The organism is Alistipes dispar, from assembly GCF_006542685.1.
In the GTDB taxonomy this organism is placed as follows: Bacteria; Bacteroidota; Bacteroidia; order Bacteroidales; family Rikenellaceae; genus Alistipes; species Alistipes dispar.
Genome location: NZ_AP019736.1, coordinates 227,690 through 243,265, shown reverse-complemented (window position 1 = coordinate 243,265; position 15,576 = coordinate 227,690). Strand labels below are relative to the sequence as shown.

At 61.4% G+C, this 15,576-nt stretch carries 12 protein-coding genes; 4 read left to right on the top strand and 8 right to left on the bottom strand.

Going from position 1 to position 15,576, the window contains the following annotated elements:
- Window positions 1-2 precede the first annotated feature (2 nt).
- Window positions 3-1,244 (top strand): DUF5689 domain-containing protein, encoded by a 1,242-nt coding sequence (locus FME97_RS01295; protein WP_141427506.1) that lies wholly within the window; start codon window positions 3-5, stop codon window positions 1,242-1,244.
- Between the two features lie 126 nt (window positions 1,245-1,370).
- On the opposite strand, the gene FME97_RS01290 is transcribed toward FME97_RS01295, so the two are convergent.
- The 5 genes from FME97_RS01290 to FME97_RS01270 all read right to left on the bottom strand — a co-directional run bounded on the left by FME97_RS01290 (window position 1,371) and on the right by FME97_RS01270 (window position 8,141).
- Complete coding sequence (locus tag FME97_RS01290; protein ID WP_141427504.1) at window positions 1,371-3,431, bottom strand: LTA synthase family protein; 2,061 nt, start codon at window positions 3,429-3,431, stop codon at window positions 1,371-1,373.
- Window positions 3,432-3,529: 98 nt separating this feature from the next.
- Window positions 3,530-6,346, bottom strand: coding sequence for a M16 family metallopeptidase (locus tag FME97_RS01285; protein ID WP_141429910.1), 2,817 nt, complete (start codon window positions 6,344-6,346; stop codon window positions 3,530-3,532).
- Between the two features lie 40 nt (window positions 6,347-6,386).
- On the bottom strand, window positions 6,387-6,608 hold the full coding sequence (locus FME97_RS01280) for a helix-turn-helix domain-containing protein (RefSeq protein ID WP_141427502.1): 222 nt from the start codon (window positions 6,606-6,608) through the stop codon (window positions 6,387-6,389).
- A 55-nt stretch (window positions 6,609-6,663) separates the two neighbouring features.
- Complete coding sequence (locus tag FME97_RS01275; protein WP_141427500.1) at window positions 6,664-7,380, bottom strand: DUF2975 domain-containing protein; 717 nt, start codon at window positions 7,378-7,380, stop codon at window positions 6,664-6,666.
- Window positions 7,381-7,529: 149 nt separating this feature from the next.
- Complete coding sequence (locus FME97_RS01270; protein WP_141427498.1) at window positions 7,530-8,141, bottom strand: hypothetical protein; 612 nt, start codon at window positions 8,139-8,141, stop codon at window positions 7,530-7,532.
- 84 nt (window positions 8,142-8,225) lie between these two features.
- Between FME97_RS01270 and FME97_RS01265 the strand changes: the two genes are divergently transcribed.
- The 3 genes from FME97_RS01265 to FME97_RS01255 all read left to right on the top strand — a co-directional run bounded on the left by FME97_RS01265 (window position 8,226) and on the right by FME97_RS01255 (window position 10,943).
- The gene (locus tag FME97_RS01265) at window positions 8,226-8,954 is read left to right on the top strand and encodes an acyl-[acyl-carrier-protein] thioesterase (RefSeq protein WP_141427496.1); all 729 of its coding nucleotides are present in this window, start codon (window positions 8,226-8,228) and stop codon (window positions 8,952-8,954) included.
- Window positions 8,955-9,088: 134 nt separating this feature from the next.
- Complete coding sequence (locus FME97_RS01260; RefSeq protein WP_141427494.1) at window positions 9,089-9,625, top strand: ferritin-like domain-containing protein; 537 nt, start codon at window positions 9,089-9,091, stop codon at window positions 9,623-9,625.
- Between the two features lie 166 nt (window positions 9,626-9,791).
- A complete protein-coding gene (locus FME97_RS01255; RefSeq protein WP_141427493.1) occupies window positions 9,792-10,943 on the top strand; it encodes a glycosyltransferase in 1,152 nt (383 codons plus the stop codon).
- Between the two features lie 92 nt (window positions 10,944-11,035).
- Here FME97_RS01255 and FME97_RS01250 read toward each other — a convergent pair whose 3' ends face one another.
- The 3 genes from FME97_RS01250 to era are packed head-to-tail and all read right to left on the bottom strand — an operon-like array spanning window position 11,036 to window position 15,370.
- Window positions 11,036-12,436, bottom strand: coding sequence for an MFS transporter (locus FME97_RS01250; RefSeq protein ID WP_179954819.1), 1,401 nt, complete (start codon window positions 12,434-12,436; stop codon window positions 11,036-11,038).
- An 18-nt stretch (window positions 12,437-12,454) separates the two neighbouring features.
- Window positions 12,455-14,455: a tetratricopeptide repeat protein gene (locus tag FME97_RS01245; RefSeq protein ID WP_232522908.1), complete on the bottom strand. Its 2,001-nt coding sequence runs from the start codon at window positions 14,453-14,455 to the stop codon at window positions 12,455-12,457.
- Window positions 14,456-14,488: 33 nt separating this feature from the next.
- Window positions 14,489-15,370, bottom strand: a complete 882-nt coding sequence (gene era / locus FME97_RS01240; RefSeq protein WP_141427491.1) for a GTPase Era — start codon at window positions 15,368-15,370, stop codon at window positions 14,489-14,491.
- Window positions 15,371-15,576 lie beyond the last annotated feature (206 nt).

Below are 15,576 nucleotides of genomic sequence, written 5' to 3'. Positions count from 1 at the left end.
TTATGAAAAGATTGCGTATATTATTGGCTCTTGCGGTCGGCGTGCTTGCCGCGGGGTGCTACAACGACTTCGACACTCCGGCTCCCAAGAAACTCTTTACCGACGAGGATATGACGGTGCTGGGACTGGAGCATGTGACGATCAAAGAGGTCAAGGAGATGTTCGAATCCAAGTGCGGGGGCTTGTCGGGTACGGGTACGAACAGCGACTTCGCATCGACCCGGACGCTGAAGTTCGGCACGAAGACGACCGACGAGAAGGACTTCGAGGGGTTGTACGAATGGCCCGAAGCCTCGAACTTCTACATCAAGGGCAAGGTGATCAGCAGCGACCGGCAGGGCAATATCTACAAGTCGCTCCACATCTACGACGGCACGGCCGCCATCGAGCTGAAGCTTTACAGCGGCCTGTTCATGGATTTCTACCTCGATCTGGAGGACATGATCAGCCAGTGGGTGTACGTGCGCCTCGACGGGCTCTATCTGGGCAACTACCGCATGATGCTTTCGATCGGCGGCGCGCCGTCGGACGGTTACAACACGGCCGGCCGGCACAAGTTCTACGCCAATTCGAACCTCGACGACCCGAAGGTGGCGTCGCTCAACGTCTTCGCCGGCGAAAAGACGACCCTCGAGGAGTCGGATATCCTCGAAGTCACTCCCGAAACCTACACGCAGTTGGGCAAGGACGACCTCGGCCGTCTGGTGCGTTTCAAGGATGTAAAGGTCCGCTATGCCGGTGTTACGTATAAGGACGACAACGGGGTGGAGCAATCGCCCTCCGCGATCAAGAACGGCTCCTACGAGAATCCCTATCCGAGCTGGATCGTGACCGACTGGGGCGACGCGCAGTTCGGTACGTGGTACTATTGGGCCTACAACCGGAACAACGTCCGTCTCTACGGTTCGGTGATGATCTCCTACAACGACGAGGCCGAGTACACCTCCGATCCGGGTATCTATACGGTGCGCACGAGCGGTTATTCGCAGTTCGCCATGAAGCCGATCCCGAAGGACGGTACGACGGGCACGGTGCTGGGCATCTACGGCATCTACTCGCAGCGGAGCAATTTTACGGGCGGGGCCAACGACTATGCGCAGTACCAGATTTCGGTCAGCCGCCTCGAAGACCTCGACTTTCCCGAGAGTTCGCTGCTCACCGAGGAGTGGATCCAGGCCAATACCCCGGCCGAATCGCTGAAGCCGCCCGTGAAGGTCGGCGGCGACGACTACGAGAACGAATAGCGGGCCGGTCGCAGGCCCAAACAAGAATCGCGGAGCCTTCGAAAGGCTCCGCGATTCTTGTTTGGAGTGTGCGGGTTCCGCGCGGTTCCCGTCTTGGCCTGCGCGGCTTATGCGCCGCCGCCCGTTCTACCGCTTGTGCCACTTGCACGAGGTCTGGTAATAGGCGATGGCGCGGTTCACCTGCTCCTCGTCGGTCGTTGCGGCCGGTTCGAGGTTGTGCGGATTTTTTTCCGTGGGAACCACGCGGTACTGCTCGACGCGGCGCACGGGCGACAGGATCGTGAAGGTGTCGCCTTCGAGGTATCCGAGGTCCTGATAGGTGGCGATGAAGGCGCGGTTCGTGTAGTCGGGGTCGAAGACGCTGCGACCGTAGAACCGGGAGTCGTAGCTCATGTTGAGCAGCGAGAACAGCGTGGGCATGAGGTCGATTTGCGAGACGATTCCGTCCACTTCGCACGGCTCTACGAGCCCCGGGGCGAGGATCACGGCCGGAATGTGGTATTTCTCCAGCGGAATCTCCGTGCGGCCTGCGCTCGACGCGCAGTGGTCGGCCGTGATGAGGAAGATCGTGTTGCCGAACCACGGCTGCTTCGATGCCTCGGCGAAGAACCGCCCCAGCGCATAGTCGGTGTACATGACGCCTCCGGCGCGCGATTTGGCATCGTGCGGTATGCGTATCTTTCCGGCCGGGTAGGTGAAGGGACGGTGGTTGCTGACGGTCATGACGTGGGCGAAGAAGGGTTTCCCGGAGGCGGCGTCCTCGTTGAGCGTGCGGATGACCTTCCGGTAGGCATCCTCGTCACATACGCCCCAGATGTTGGCGAAGGTGATCTCCTCGGGGGCATAGTCCTTCTGGTCCACGATCTCGTAGCCGTTGCCCGAGAAGAAGGTCTCCATGTTGTCGAAATAGCTGTTGCCTCCGTAGAAATACTTCACCGTGTAGCCCTTGTCGCGCAGCACGGCTCCCGTGGAGTACATGCCGCCGTTGTTCGGCCGCTTGATGATGCTCTGCCCGGGGCAGGGCGGGAGCGAGAGGGTGACGGCCTCCAGCCCGCGAACGGTGCGGTTGCCCGTGGCATAGACACGGTTGAAGGCGAGGCCCGTGCGATAGAGCGAATCGAGCGTCGGGGTCAGCCCCTGTTCGTTGCCGAAACGCTCCATGTACGCGGCGCTCATGCTCTCGATCGTGATGAGCACGATATTGCGCCGGATTTCCCCCCCCCGTTCGGCCCGTACGGGGCGCAGGTTCTCGCCCGTACTGCCGTACACCTCGTGCACGAAGCGTTCGGCCTCGGCTTCGGGGCGCGTGAGGTAGAACCGTTCGTAGTCGAGGCTGTTCTTGACGAAGGCGTCGTAGAACTTGTAAAGCCCGTTCGCTTGCAGTTCGTTCACGTAAACGTTCGGGCTGTCCTGGAAACGGGTGTTGAAGTGGAGCAGCCCGACGGCGGCCGCCAGCGCGGCGAGGTAGGCGGGACCTGCCGCGGCCTTCCATTTCCAGCCCGTGAGGCTGTCGGCGCGCACGATGTCGCGCCGGAAGAGATACCACGTGACCACGAGCGTCACGAGCACGATTCCCAGCGCCATCGGCACGATGGGGTAGGACTCCATGATGTTGCCCACCACTTCGTTCGTATAGACCAGGTAATCCACGGCGATGAAGTTGTAGCGTACGCCGAACTCGTTCCAGAAGAAGTACTCGCTCACGCCGTTGAATATCGTGAGTCCCACGCAGAGGACGACGATCAGCGCGAACCATACCGTTGTCCAGTGGCTCCGGATTCCGGGCAGGAAGAGCCGCAGGGCGAACGAGGCGGCCCAATAGCCCAGTACGCCCATTGCGATCTGGGGCGCGACGCTGCCGTATTCGTCGAAGATCGTATTGAAGAACGCCACGTAGCAGAATGCTGCGGTGAGTACGCCCAGCGTGATATATCCCCACGGACGGGTGTATTTCGTCCGCGAGATGCTCATCGTGAAGAGCCACAGGAAGGCGAATCCCACGGTCGCGGCGCAGAGGTCGTTCACGGCGCCCAGGAGGAAGATTTCGCACCATTCGCCGAATGCGAATCCCGTGTCGGTCGTCTGTGCGTTGAACGGCAGGACGATGCGCAGGAGCAGCCCGACGACGACGGTCAGCAGGGCGAATTTGAGATAGAGGCCGGTAACCAGCCGGATGCTTTTTTGCATATCGTATCGAATTGTTGGCCGTACAAAGGTAGCGATGATCGCGCAAAGAAGGCGGCCTCCCCAGAGGCCGCCTTCTTCGTTCGGTTCGGAAAATTGTTCTATTTATCTTCGTTCGCTTCCGGGCGCATGACGACTTTCACCATGTTGCCGTCGTCGAGGATCTTTTTGGCCAGCGTCTGCACGTCGGCATTGGTGAGCGAGCGGATCGCCTGCTCCTGTCCGGCGAGGTAGTCGAGTCCCGAGCCGTATTTGGCCTGCAGGTACTGCATCCACGGGCCGTTCTCGTCGAGGCTGTTCTTCCAGTTCTTGAGCATGAACTCGCGGTGTTTCTCGATGTCCTCGGTCAGCGGACCCTCCTCGGCGATCGTGCGCAGCTCCTTGAGGATGATTTCGCACAGCTCGTCGGCCATTTCGGCGTTGGTGTCGAAGGCGATCGTCATGGTGTAGGTCTCGCGCGGAATCCAATCCGTCGATCCGTAAACCTGCACGCCGTACGTGCCGCCCTTCTCCTCGCGGATCGAAACCAGGTAACGCGAGTTGAGCGCCTGCGTGAGGAACGAGAGGGCCGCCTTGTTTTCGAGCGAGTAGTCCATGTCGCCCGTGAAGGTGTAATTGACCGAAACCTTCGGCTGCTGCATCGGGGTGCTGAAATCCTCGGTCACTTCGCCCTTCACCGGATAGGCCTTGTCGTCCGCGAACGTCATGGGCTTCTTCGAGGCGGGGATCGAGCCGATGTATTTCTCCACGAGCGGCTTGAGCGTCTCGGGGTCGATATTGCCGACGAACGTGAAGCGGAAGCTGTTGCCGTCGGGATAGAGCTTCTTGTAGATCGCGGGCAGCGCCTCGAAGCTGAATTCGTCGAGCAGTTCGGTCGAGATCACCTGGCGGCGCGGGTTATGGCCGTAGAGGACGTCGATGACCTTCTCCTGCATCTGGAAGTCGGGGTTCGACTTCGCGTTCTCGAGCTGCGTGCGGAGCATCTTCATCAGGTTGTCGTAGTCGTTGCGGTCGAAGCGCGGCTGCGTGAAGTTCAGGTAAACCAACTGGAGCATCGTCTCGATGTCCTTGGGCGAGCACGAGGCGTTCACCGCGCTGGCGTATTCGCCCACCGAAGGTTGTACGGTGGCCGATTTGCCCGAGAGCTGCTTGCGGAGTTCCGTAGCGGAGAACTTGCCCACGCCCGACATCGAACTTACGGCGGGCATCATCTCGCCCATGTAGTACTCGGCGTCCGGCAGGATCGACAGACCGCCTTTCGACTGCGCGTTCATGCGCACCTCGTCGGCCTTGAACTTCGTGGGCTTCACGACGATCTGCGTGCCGTTGGCGAGCGTCCACACCGTCGCGCCGTACTCCTTGTTCTCCACGGTCTTCTTCACGGGCGAACCCTTCAGCTGGGTCCCTTCGGGGATCAGCGGCTCCTTCACCACGTCGTCCTCGTAGGCTTCGATTTCCGAGGCGGTCACCTTCTCGCGGATGGCGAGAATCTCCTCCTCGGTCGGGTTCGCGATGCCCTCCTTCTCGGGAGCCGTGATGACGATCACCTGGTTCGTCGGCTGTATGGTCTCCTTGGCGAAGGCGTTCACCGTCTCGACGTTCAGCATCTTGATGAGCATGCTGTCGAGCTTCCATTCGGTCTCGGCGTCCGGCATCGGTTCGTTCTTGCGGTAGTTCTCCAGATAGATGTTCACGAACTGCTCGTTGGTGCGGTCGTTGCGGTTGGCGTAGGTGCGTTCCACCTGGCGCATCAGGTTCTCCTGCGCCCGCTCGAACTCGCTCTGCGTGAATCCGTGGCGGCGGATCTTCTCCATCTCGGTATAGAGGGCCTCGAAGCCTTCGGCCAGCTTGCCGTCCTGCGTCATGGCGGTGAAGGCCGTGGCGTTGAGCGTCGGGATGATGCCGATGACGTCGCCCGAGCCCATGCCGGCGCCGAGGAACGGTGCGTCGGGCTGCATGGCGATCTCCTGCAGGCGGGCGTTCTCCATGGTCGTCAGGAAGGATTCGATCACATTGACCACTTCCCAGGCCACCTTGTCGTTCATCTGCGTCGGCATGGCCGGGCGCTTGATGAAGAGCTGCACGCGCGAACCCTGCATTTCGGGGTCGGTGTAGATGCTGACGATCGGCTCCTCGTTGTCGGGCACGACGATCACCTCCTTCTGGGCGGCGTCGGCCGCCGGGGCGGGAATGTCGGCCATCAGCGACTTGAGCCTGGCTTCCGTGGCCTCGGCGTCCAGATCGCCGACGATGACGATCGCCTGGTAGTCGGGGCGGTACCATTTCTTGTAGAAGCGCTCCAGCGCGTCGTGCTCGAAGCTCTTCAGTCCGTCGAGGTAACCGATCAGGTTGCGGTGCTCGTAGCGCGTGCCCTTGCCCAAAGCTTGCAGCAGCTTCATCGTCGAACGCCACGAAGCGCCGTCGCGCGTGCGCAGCTCCTCCATGATGACGCCGCGCTCGGAGTCGATCTCCTCGGGCCGGAGCGCGATGAAGTGCGACCAGTCGTGCAGGATCAGCATGGCCGAGTCGATGATTCCCTGACGCGAGGTCGGGACGTCCGAAATGTTGTAAACCGTCTGGTCCCAGCTCGTGCCGGCGTTGAGGTTGTAGCCGAATTTCACGCCGACGGTCTCCAGGTACTCGATGAGCTGTTTTCCGGGGAGGTTCTTCGTGCCGTTGAAGGCCATGTGTTCGAGGAAGTGGGCCAGACCCTGCTGGTCGTCCTCCTCCTGGATGGCGCCCACGTTGTGCAGGATGTAGAAGTCGGCCTGCCCCTTGGGCTTTTCGTTGTGCCGGATGTAGTAGGTCAATCCGTTGTCGAGCCTGCCCGTGCGGACCTCCTTGTCCGCCGGTATCGGCTGCATCGGATCGAATTGTGCCATTGCGCTGCCTGCGGCGAACACCGCTGCGGCCAGCATCAGTAATCTTTTCATAGGCATTGGTATTAAAATGGGTTTCTTACTCTTCCGGGGCCGGTTCGGGACGGTATTCGATGATGTCCCCCGGCTGGCAGTCCAGCTCGCGGCAGATCGCCTCGAGCGTCGAGAAACGGATGGCCTTGGCCTTTCCGTTCTTGAGGATCGAGAGGTTGGCGGGTGTGATGTCCACGCGTTCGGCCAGTTCGCCCAGCGACATTTTGCGTTTGGCCATCATTACGTCTATGTTGATTATTATAGCCATCTCTTCCCCCCCCCTTCGTTTGTCGTTCGTACGGATTGCATAAGTCGTTGCGGTATTAGATCGTGAGCTTCTGTTCCTCGCTCAGGTTCTGGCCTATGGCGAAGACTTCGGCGGCGAAGAGAATCAGAATCCCCATGATGACCATGGAGTAGGAGACGTGGAATCCCGTGTCCACGGCATAGCCGTTTCCGGCGAGCAGTTCCGCGGCGCGGCGGCTCATCACCCAGTCCACGGCCGAGCCGATCAGCTCTGCGGCGATCGTCAGCAGGCCGATCGAGCGCAGATACCAGACGTTGCGCCTGTCGAGCGTGCGCTCTTCGCGTATGGAGCGGCGCAGCGAATGGATTATCATGAACATGAGCACGATGATTACGGCGTAGAAGAGCGGTCCGAGCAGCACCAGCGCGTAAAGCCATCCGCTGCCGCCGATCGAGCGGAACGCCAGCGAGAGCGGCGATGCGCCGGGCGCGGGCTCCTCGACGACCAGTCCGAGGCGTTTGACTTCGGCGCGGACCTCCGCTCCGGGTGTCGCCGGAGCGATCCGTATGGCGTCGTCGGGCGTCTCCGTGATCCGGATGTTGTCCAGCATGTAGATCATGCGCGGCGTCCCCGAGCTCCATTTCTCGGCGATGTCCTCGCCGAGTTCGACCCCCTCGGCGGCTCCCCGCGTGAAGTCGGTCAGGACGCTGTGCGCGATGCTCGCCACCAGCACGATGAAAAACGTGATGTAGATGACCAGCAGGCGTTGCAGGAGTGTTTTTTTGTTCTGCATGTTCGGTGTTGTTCGTCTGTTTCTTGGGCAAATATAGCTATTTGATTCCGAAAAACAAATAATATTTATCGTTTTTCGATAATTTTTTATTTCGTGGAGTAAAAAAGACGACCCTCAAGGCCGTCTTGCGGTTGCATGGGAGGGAATCTCTACTCCACGTTGTCCTTCAACTGTTTCCAGATCGAGGCTTCGATGGCCATGTCGATGGAGATGGCCAGCACGACGAGCGCGAACATGACCAGGAAGGTGATGAACCCCACGTCGATCAGGCTGCATACCGCGCCGAGGATGCCGAAGGTGACGCCGAATACGATGCAGAAGACCAGCATCACGAAAAACATGGTCCATTTGCTGCCGTAGGTGGCGTCGTTCGAAGCCTTGATGGCCTCCATCGGGTTCTTGCCCTTCTCGATGAGGAAGTAGTAGGAGAGCGACCAGGCCAGCGAGAGCACGATGCCCGGGATGTAGAGGAATGCGAAGGCGATCAGGATCGGCAGGATCATCAGACCCGTCGTGATGAGGTATTCGCCCATGTAGCGGCGGTACTTGCTGTCGAAGATGCTCGCCGGGTTTATCACCTCGCCCTTGGCCAGTTGTGTGGGCAGGAGCGTGATGGCGATCGTCGTACCGATGTTGATATAGGGAATCCAGATCGTTACGAGGTACAGCACGACGGCCGCCATGATCGAGGGGGCGTTCTTGATGCCGATGCAGAGCGAGTCCCGCAGCGTTTCGGAGAAGTCGAGCGTTTTCGTTTCCATAGTCGTTCGTTTTTAAGGGTTGCGAAAACAAATATAGGAAAAATTCCTATCTTTGTTCCTGTCGAAAACGAAAAAACGGGACCGATGGCAGAAAAATCGCTCTATAATTATCGCGTCGAGCCGCAGGAGGTGGATTTCACCCTGCGGGCGACGATTCCGTCGCTCGGTGCGGCGATTCTCAACACGGCGGGCATCGACGCCCACGGCAAGGGATTCGGCGTGGATGCGCTCAATGCCGACAACCACTCGTGGGTGCTTTCGCGCATGGCGATCGAGTTCGATTTCCAGCCCGTGCAGTACACCGACTATACCGTCGCCACGTGGATCAGCGATTACGGCCGGGTGCTCTCGACCCGTAATTTCACGCTTACCGACGTCTCGGGCCGCGAGTTCGGCCGCGCCGTGTCGCAATGGGCGATGATCGACCTGCGGACGCGTTCGGCGGTCGATCTTTCGTGGGTGGGCGACGCCCATGCCGACGCCATCGTCGATGCCCCTTCGCCGACGGAGCGCCCCCGCAAGATCCGCGAGGTGAACCCCACGCAGCGGTCCGAGCACCGGGTCGTTTACAGCGACATCGACTTCAACCGCCATGTCAATACGATGCGCTATATCGAGATGATGCTCGACATGCTGCCGCTCGAGCTGCTGACCTCGGGCGATCCCGTCCGGCTGGACATCCATTTCCTGAAGGAGTGCCGCTACGGTCAGACGCTCGCCGTCGGCTGCGAACTGCGCGAACGTTCGGCGCTGTTCGAGATCGCGGGCGACGGCGGACCGGCCGCCGTACGCGCCTCGGTCGAGTGGAAATAACCGGCCGCACCCGTGCGGCGGATGGCCCTTTCCGGCCGAAATGCGCGCTTTCCCGTCGGACAGGGCGCGGCAGTTCCCGTGCGGAGGTCGCGTGGAACGGGTTTTGCAGCTCGTGCCGTAAAACCTGTTTTATTATGGAAACTCAAGTCAAGACGGAGAACAAGTACCGGGTGAGCATCGACCTGCTGAACGATGCCGTGGGCAAGGAGATCGCCACCTCCCTGCAATACATGTATTTCCACACCCATTTCGAGGACGACCGCTACCGCTATCTTTCGCGGATACTGCGCGAGATTTCGATCGCCGAGATGCGGCACATCGAGGAGTTCTCGGACCGTATCCTTTTTTTGCAGGGCGACGTGGACATGAATCCCTCGTTCCGCACCCGTCGGATCACCGAGCCGAAGGAGATGCTGCGCCTGGCCATGCAGCTCGAACAGAGCACGATCGACTCCTACAACGAGGCTTCGCGCATCGCCTCCGAGTGCAAGGATGCGGTGACGCACAGGATGTTTCAGGACGTCATCGCCGAGGAGGAGCGGCACCTCGACACGTTCCGCACCGAGCTGCAGAACCTGATCGACTACGGCGGGGAGTATCTGGCGCTGCAATCCGCGGCGGGCAGCGAGCAGGCTTCCCGGAGTTTCGGCCGCAGCGGCGGAGAGGAGTGACCTTCCGGGTCCCGGACGGACCTGCCCGGCCGGCCGGGCGCGAAGCGAAAAACGGAATCCCGTGCGGCGGATTCCGTTTTTTCGGTTATATTTGTGAACGGAAAACCGTCTGCGGCGGGTTTCGGGTTCCGGACGGGAACCGCCGCCGCGGCCGTATCCGGAGCCTATGAAAATTACCGTACTGGGTCCCGCACACCCCTACCGGGGCGGTCTGGCCTCGATTCTGGAGATCATGGCCCGCACTTTCCTGCGGAGGGGCGACGACGTGGACATCAAGACCTTCACGCTGCAATATCCCTCGCTGCTGTTTCCCGGCGAGAGCCAGACCGTGGCGACGCCTCCGCCCGCCGACCTGCGCATCCGGCGGTGCGTCAATACGGTGAATCCGCTGAACTGGCTGTCCGTGGGGCGCACGATCCGCCGCGAACGGCCCGATTTCGTGTTGCTGAAATACTGGACGCCCTTCATGGCGCCCTGCTTCGGGACGATCGCCCGCCTCGCACGCGGCAACGGACATACGAAAGTGCTGTGCCAGATCGACAATGTCGAACCGCACGAACGCCACCTTTCCGACCGGCCGTTCAACCGCTATTTCCTTTCGTCCGTGGACGGTTTCATATACATGTCGGAACAGGTGCACCGCGAATTGCGGGCCTATACCGCCGCGCCGGCGCTCTTCTCGCCGCATCCGCTGTTCGAGAACTTCGGCGAACGGGTTCCCCGTGCCGAGGCGTGCGGACGGTTGGGGCTGGACCCGGCGCTGCGCTACGTGCTTTTCTTCGGTCTCGTCCGCGACTACAAGGGACTGGACCTGCTGCTCGGAGCATGGGCGCTTCTGAAGCGCAGGGGGCGGACCGAAGGGCGGCGGCTCATTGTGGCGGGGGAGTTCTATACAGCGAAGGAGCCTTATCTGAAACAGATCGCCGCGAGCGGCCTGCGAGAGGAGGTGCTGCTGCACGACCGCTTCATTCCCGACGCCGGCGTGAAGGACTACTTCTCGGCGGCCGATTTCGTCGTGCAGCCCTACAAGACGGCCACGCAGAGCGGCGTGACGCAGATCGCCTACCAGTTCTGTACGCCGATGGTCGTGACGGACGTGGGAGGCCTGGCCGAGATCGTGCCCGACGGGAAGGTGGGGTATGTCTGCGCCCCGACCGCGGAGGCGATCGCCGCGGCCGTCGAACGGATTTCCGATGACGGAACGCTGGCGCTTTTCCGCCGCAACTGCGTCGGGGAGCGCCGCCGCTTCTCGTGGGAGCGGATGTGCGACCGCGTGACGGAGCTTTACGGGTCGGTTTCCGGCACTCCGGAGCGCTGAGCGGGACGCCTGCCGTCGAGAAAACAGCGGGCCCGGCGCATGCGACATGCGCCGGGCCCTTCTTCTTCTTCATTTATTCGGGGTAGCTCGGGCTACTTCTTGATGTTGGGCAGTTCCAGCCCGTATCCCTTGCTGCGATCCTGCGCCTTGAGCCAGAGGCCGAGCAGGAAGGCGGCGATTCCAAGACACGAGAAGATGAGCATCGGGACGGTGTAGTTGTAGGCTGCGCCTTCGACGCCCTCCTTGATCTGCTCCGCGACGCCGGGGTTCGAGACGTTGAGCGACCAGCCGATGATGATGGGGAAGGCCATCAGGCCGATGTTCTGAATCCAGAAGATCACGGCGTAGGCCGAACCGAGCAGGCGGTTCTCGATCAGCTTCGGAACCGAGGGCCAGAGGGCCGCCGGAACCAGCGAGAAGGAGATGCCCAGCAGGATGATCGCGCTGTATGCGATCAGCGGGGTCAGCGGCACGAGCGCGAAGATCAGATGGCAGGCCGTCATTAGGATCGCGCCGAGCAGGAGCATCGTCGCGCCTTTTCCCCTGTGGTCGAGGTACGAGCCGAGCAGCGGCGTGAGCACCATGGCGCCGATCGGGAACCAGCGGAAGATGTCCGAGGCCTGCTTGGCCGTGATGCCGAGGTTGCTCTGGAGCATGTCCGTGGCGAAGCGCTGGAAGGGGAAGATCGCCGAGTAGTAGAGCACGCAGAGCGCCGCCACGGTCAGGAACGTCCCGCTGGTGAAGAGCCTGCGCAGATCGCTGACCTTGAACTGCTCCTCCGGTTCGCCCGCTGCGGCCGCTGCACCCGTCTGCCGGTCGAGCTTGCGGTCCATGACCGTGAAGACGAGGAACGTGAGGAGGCCGATGCAGAGCAGGACGCCGACCACGGCCACCGGGCGCACGACGCTCGGCGACCCCAGCTCGGCCACCCACGGCGAGAGGCTGAACACGGCGAAGACGCCCAGCCGGGCGATGGCCATTTCGAGACCCATCGCCAGCGCCATCTCCTTTCCGGTGAACCACTTGACGATGGCCTTCGAGACGGTGATACCCGCCATTTCGGTTCCGCAGCCGAAGATCATGAAGCCCAGGCAGGCGAGTTTCGCGCTGGCCGGAATGTCCGTGAGAAACGAGCTGAAGAACTCGAATCCGAATCCTCCCTGACAGAAGTATTCGCTGATGCCGTAGGTCTTGACGGCGGCTCCGGCCACCATCAGCGAGGCCGAGAGCAGCCCCGTGAAGCGCACGCCCATCTTGTCGAGGATGATGCCCGCCACGATGAGGAATCCGCACACGTTGAGAATGAATTCCGAGCCTCCGTAGAGTCCGAATACCGTCGAATTCCAGCCCCGCGAGGTTTCGAGCAGGTTTTTCAGCGGAGAGAGCACATCGACGAACATGTATCCGAAGAACATCGTCGAGGCGATCAGCACCAGCGCCGTCCACCGCGCGAATGCCGAGTCGTTGATTTTTCGTTGGATCGTTTCTGTCATAAAGTTATCGTTGTTGGATTAGTCCTGGGTTTGCGCATAGCGTTTCAGCACCTCGTAGGCCTCCGTGATGCCCAGCTCGCCGGCCTTCGAGAGGTCGAGGCAGCCCTTGCGCGTGTCCTTCATGAAGATCTGGACGATGCCGCGGTTGTAGTATGCCTCGGCGAACGAGGGGTTCAGCCCGATGGCCTTCGTGTAGTCCTCGAACGCTTCGGGAAGCCGTCCCGAGAGCGCTTGCAGATTGGCCCGGTTGTAGTAGGCGTGGGCGAAGTCGGGGAAGAGCTTGAGCGCCTTGTTCAGGTCGGCCACCGCCTCGTCGTAGCTGTACGTGCGTTTGGAGTTGTTGTTGAGCCGGTTCGCCGGGTCGGAGTCGATCGTGATCCGCTGGTAGGAGTTGTCGATCGAGGAGATGAAGTCGATCATTTCGGCCCGCGTGGTCGAACGGTTGAAGTAGAGGAACGGATTCGACGGGTTGCGGTCGATGGCCGCCGTGTAGGTGTTCACCGAGTTGGTGTACTGCTTGATGAGCGCCTGCGACACGCCCCGTTCGAACTGGGTGATCCACGATGCGTCGCCCGCTTTGAGCTCCTCGGCGCGCCGGCGGTCGATGGCCAGCAGCGAGTCGGGGGCGATGTTGCTTTCGCGGCACGAGAGCGTGAGCAGGTCGTCGCCGACGCGGGCGAGGAAATCCTCCACGCGCTGCAAGCGGTAGGGGTTCGGCGCGGCCGCCGTGTCGGGCCGCATGAGCGTGAACTTGAACAGCGGCAGCAGGCGCATCTCCTCGCGTCCGCCGTTGTGGCCCGTGATGCGGTCGAAGCTGCCTCCCGCGAACTTGCTGTCGAACGACAGCAGGCGGTCGAAGCGCTGCGTCGTGTCGGCGTAGATCGAGTAGGTGCTGTCGCTCAGCCGCGAGCGGTATTCGGCGATCTTGCGCTGCGCCGTTTCCAGGTCCCGCTTGGCCCCTTTCGGGTCGCGCAGCACCTCGCGCAGCCGTCCGCGGTAGATGTAGGCGTTGGCGAAGTCGGGGTAGAGGTCGATGGCCGAGGTGTAGTCCGCGACGGCCTTCTCCAGCTCGCCCAGTTGGGCGTAAACCCCCGCCCGGTTGTAGTAAACCAGCACGTTGTTGGGCGAGTAGAGCGCCACGCGGTCGTAATCCTCCAGCGCGCGGTTGTAGTCGCCGATCTGCGTGCGCAGCATGGCGCGGTTGAAGTAGGTCAGCGAGTTGGTCGAATCGAGCCGGATCACCTTGTCGAAGTCGGCGAGGGCCTGCATCGGACGGTTGGTCGCGTTATAGACCAGCGCGCGGTTGAAGTAGGAGAGCAGGTAGTTCGAATCGCACCGGATGGCCTTGTTGAAGTCCGCCTCGGCCTCTTCGTACTGCTCCTGCTCCAGATGGAGCCCGCCCCGGCGGTTGTAGCCGTTGGGGTCTTCGCGGTTGGTGCGGATCGCCAGGTTGAAGTTGTCGTAGGCGCGCGTGGTGTCTTTGAGGTGGAGGTAGCTCAGGCCCCGGCAGATGTAGGCGTCGGCCACCTTGGTCTCCTGCCGGATGAACATGTCGAAGTCGTCGATCGCCTCGCGGAACTGCTGATTGAGCAGCCGCGTGACGCCGCGGCTGTAGTAGGGGCCCGGCAGGTCGGGCCGCAGCTCGATCGCCTCGCGGAAATCCTGCAGGGCGTCGTCGTAGTTCCCCAGCCGCGAGCGCGTGATGGCGCGGTAGGTGTAGGCCTGCGTATAGACCGGGTTGAGGCGGATCGCCGTGGAGAAGTCGGCCTCGGCGCCCAGCAGGTCGTCGAGGTTGTATTTGGCGATGCCGCGCAGGAAATAGCCTTCGTAGGCCTTTTCGTCGAAGCGCAGCAGCGTGTTGAGCGTGCGTATGGCCTCCTGGTAGTCGTTGTTCATCATGCACGACCGCCCGACCCAGAAGAAATACTCCCGGTTGTACTGTGCCTGCGCCCGGACACCGCACAGCAGCGCCCACGCAAGGAGGATTCCGACGACGAGTTTCCGCAATTTTTCGCTCATGCTGCTTCCCAAACGTGCTTTTCTGTTCGTTTATTATTCCAGCTCGTAACCGAAGCGCCGCAGCTGGCGGTCGTCGTTGCGCCAGTCCTCGCTGACCTTGACGAAGAGTTGCAGGAACACTTTCTTCTGGAGGAACTGCTCCATGTCCTCGCGCGCGGCCTGCCCGACACGCTTGAGCTTTTCGCCCTTGTGGCCGATCAGGATGCCTTTTTGCGACTCGCGCGAGACGTAGATCGTCGCCGCGATGCGGTCGATCGCCGGCTCCTCGCGGTAGCTTTCGATTTCGATCTGGCAGCAGTAGGGTATCTCCTTGTCGTAGAAGCGCAGGATCTTTTCGCGGATGATTTCCGAGGCGAAGAACCGCAGCGTCTTGTCCGTGAGCGTGTCTTTGGGGTAGAAGGCCGGGCCTTCGGGCAGCAGGTCGAGAATCGTCCGGAACACGCCCTCGACGTTGAAGCCCTCCCTGGCCGATACCGGCACGATCCGCGCCGCGGGAATTTCCGCCTGCCATTTCCCGACCAGCGCGTCGAGCGCCGCAGGCGTCGAGAGGTCGATCTTGTTGATGACCACGATCGTCGGGATGCCGCTGCGGTTGATGCGGTCGATGATCCCGGCCGCGCGTTCGCTCTGCTCGACGGTGTCGGTGACGTAGAGTATCACGTCGGCGTCGGTCAGCGCGCCCGTGACGAACTTCATCATCGACTCCTGCAATTTGTACGTGGGTTTGAGGATGCCCGGCGTGTCGGAATAGACGATCTGGAAGTCGTCGCCCGAGACGATGCCCATGATGCGGTGGCGCGTGGTCTGCGCCTTGGAGGTGATGATCGAGAGCCGTTCGCCGACGAGGGCGTTCATCAGCGTCGATTTCCCGACGTTGGGGTTGCCGATGATATTTACGAAGCCGGATTTGTGCATGGGGCTGTTCGGGATATGATTCGGACAAAGGTAGCGATAAAATAAAAGCCCTGCAAACGCTTCGGGGGATAATTTGCCCGTTCGCCCGCACAAATTGCGGCGCCGGCGACCGTCCGGGCATGAAAAAGCGGCCGTATGAGCTTCGTAGCTGCATACGGCCGCCGGAACTCGGCGGACGTGCGGGGCATTCCCCGGTACGCCCGGTG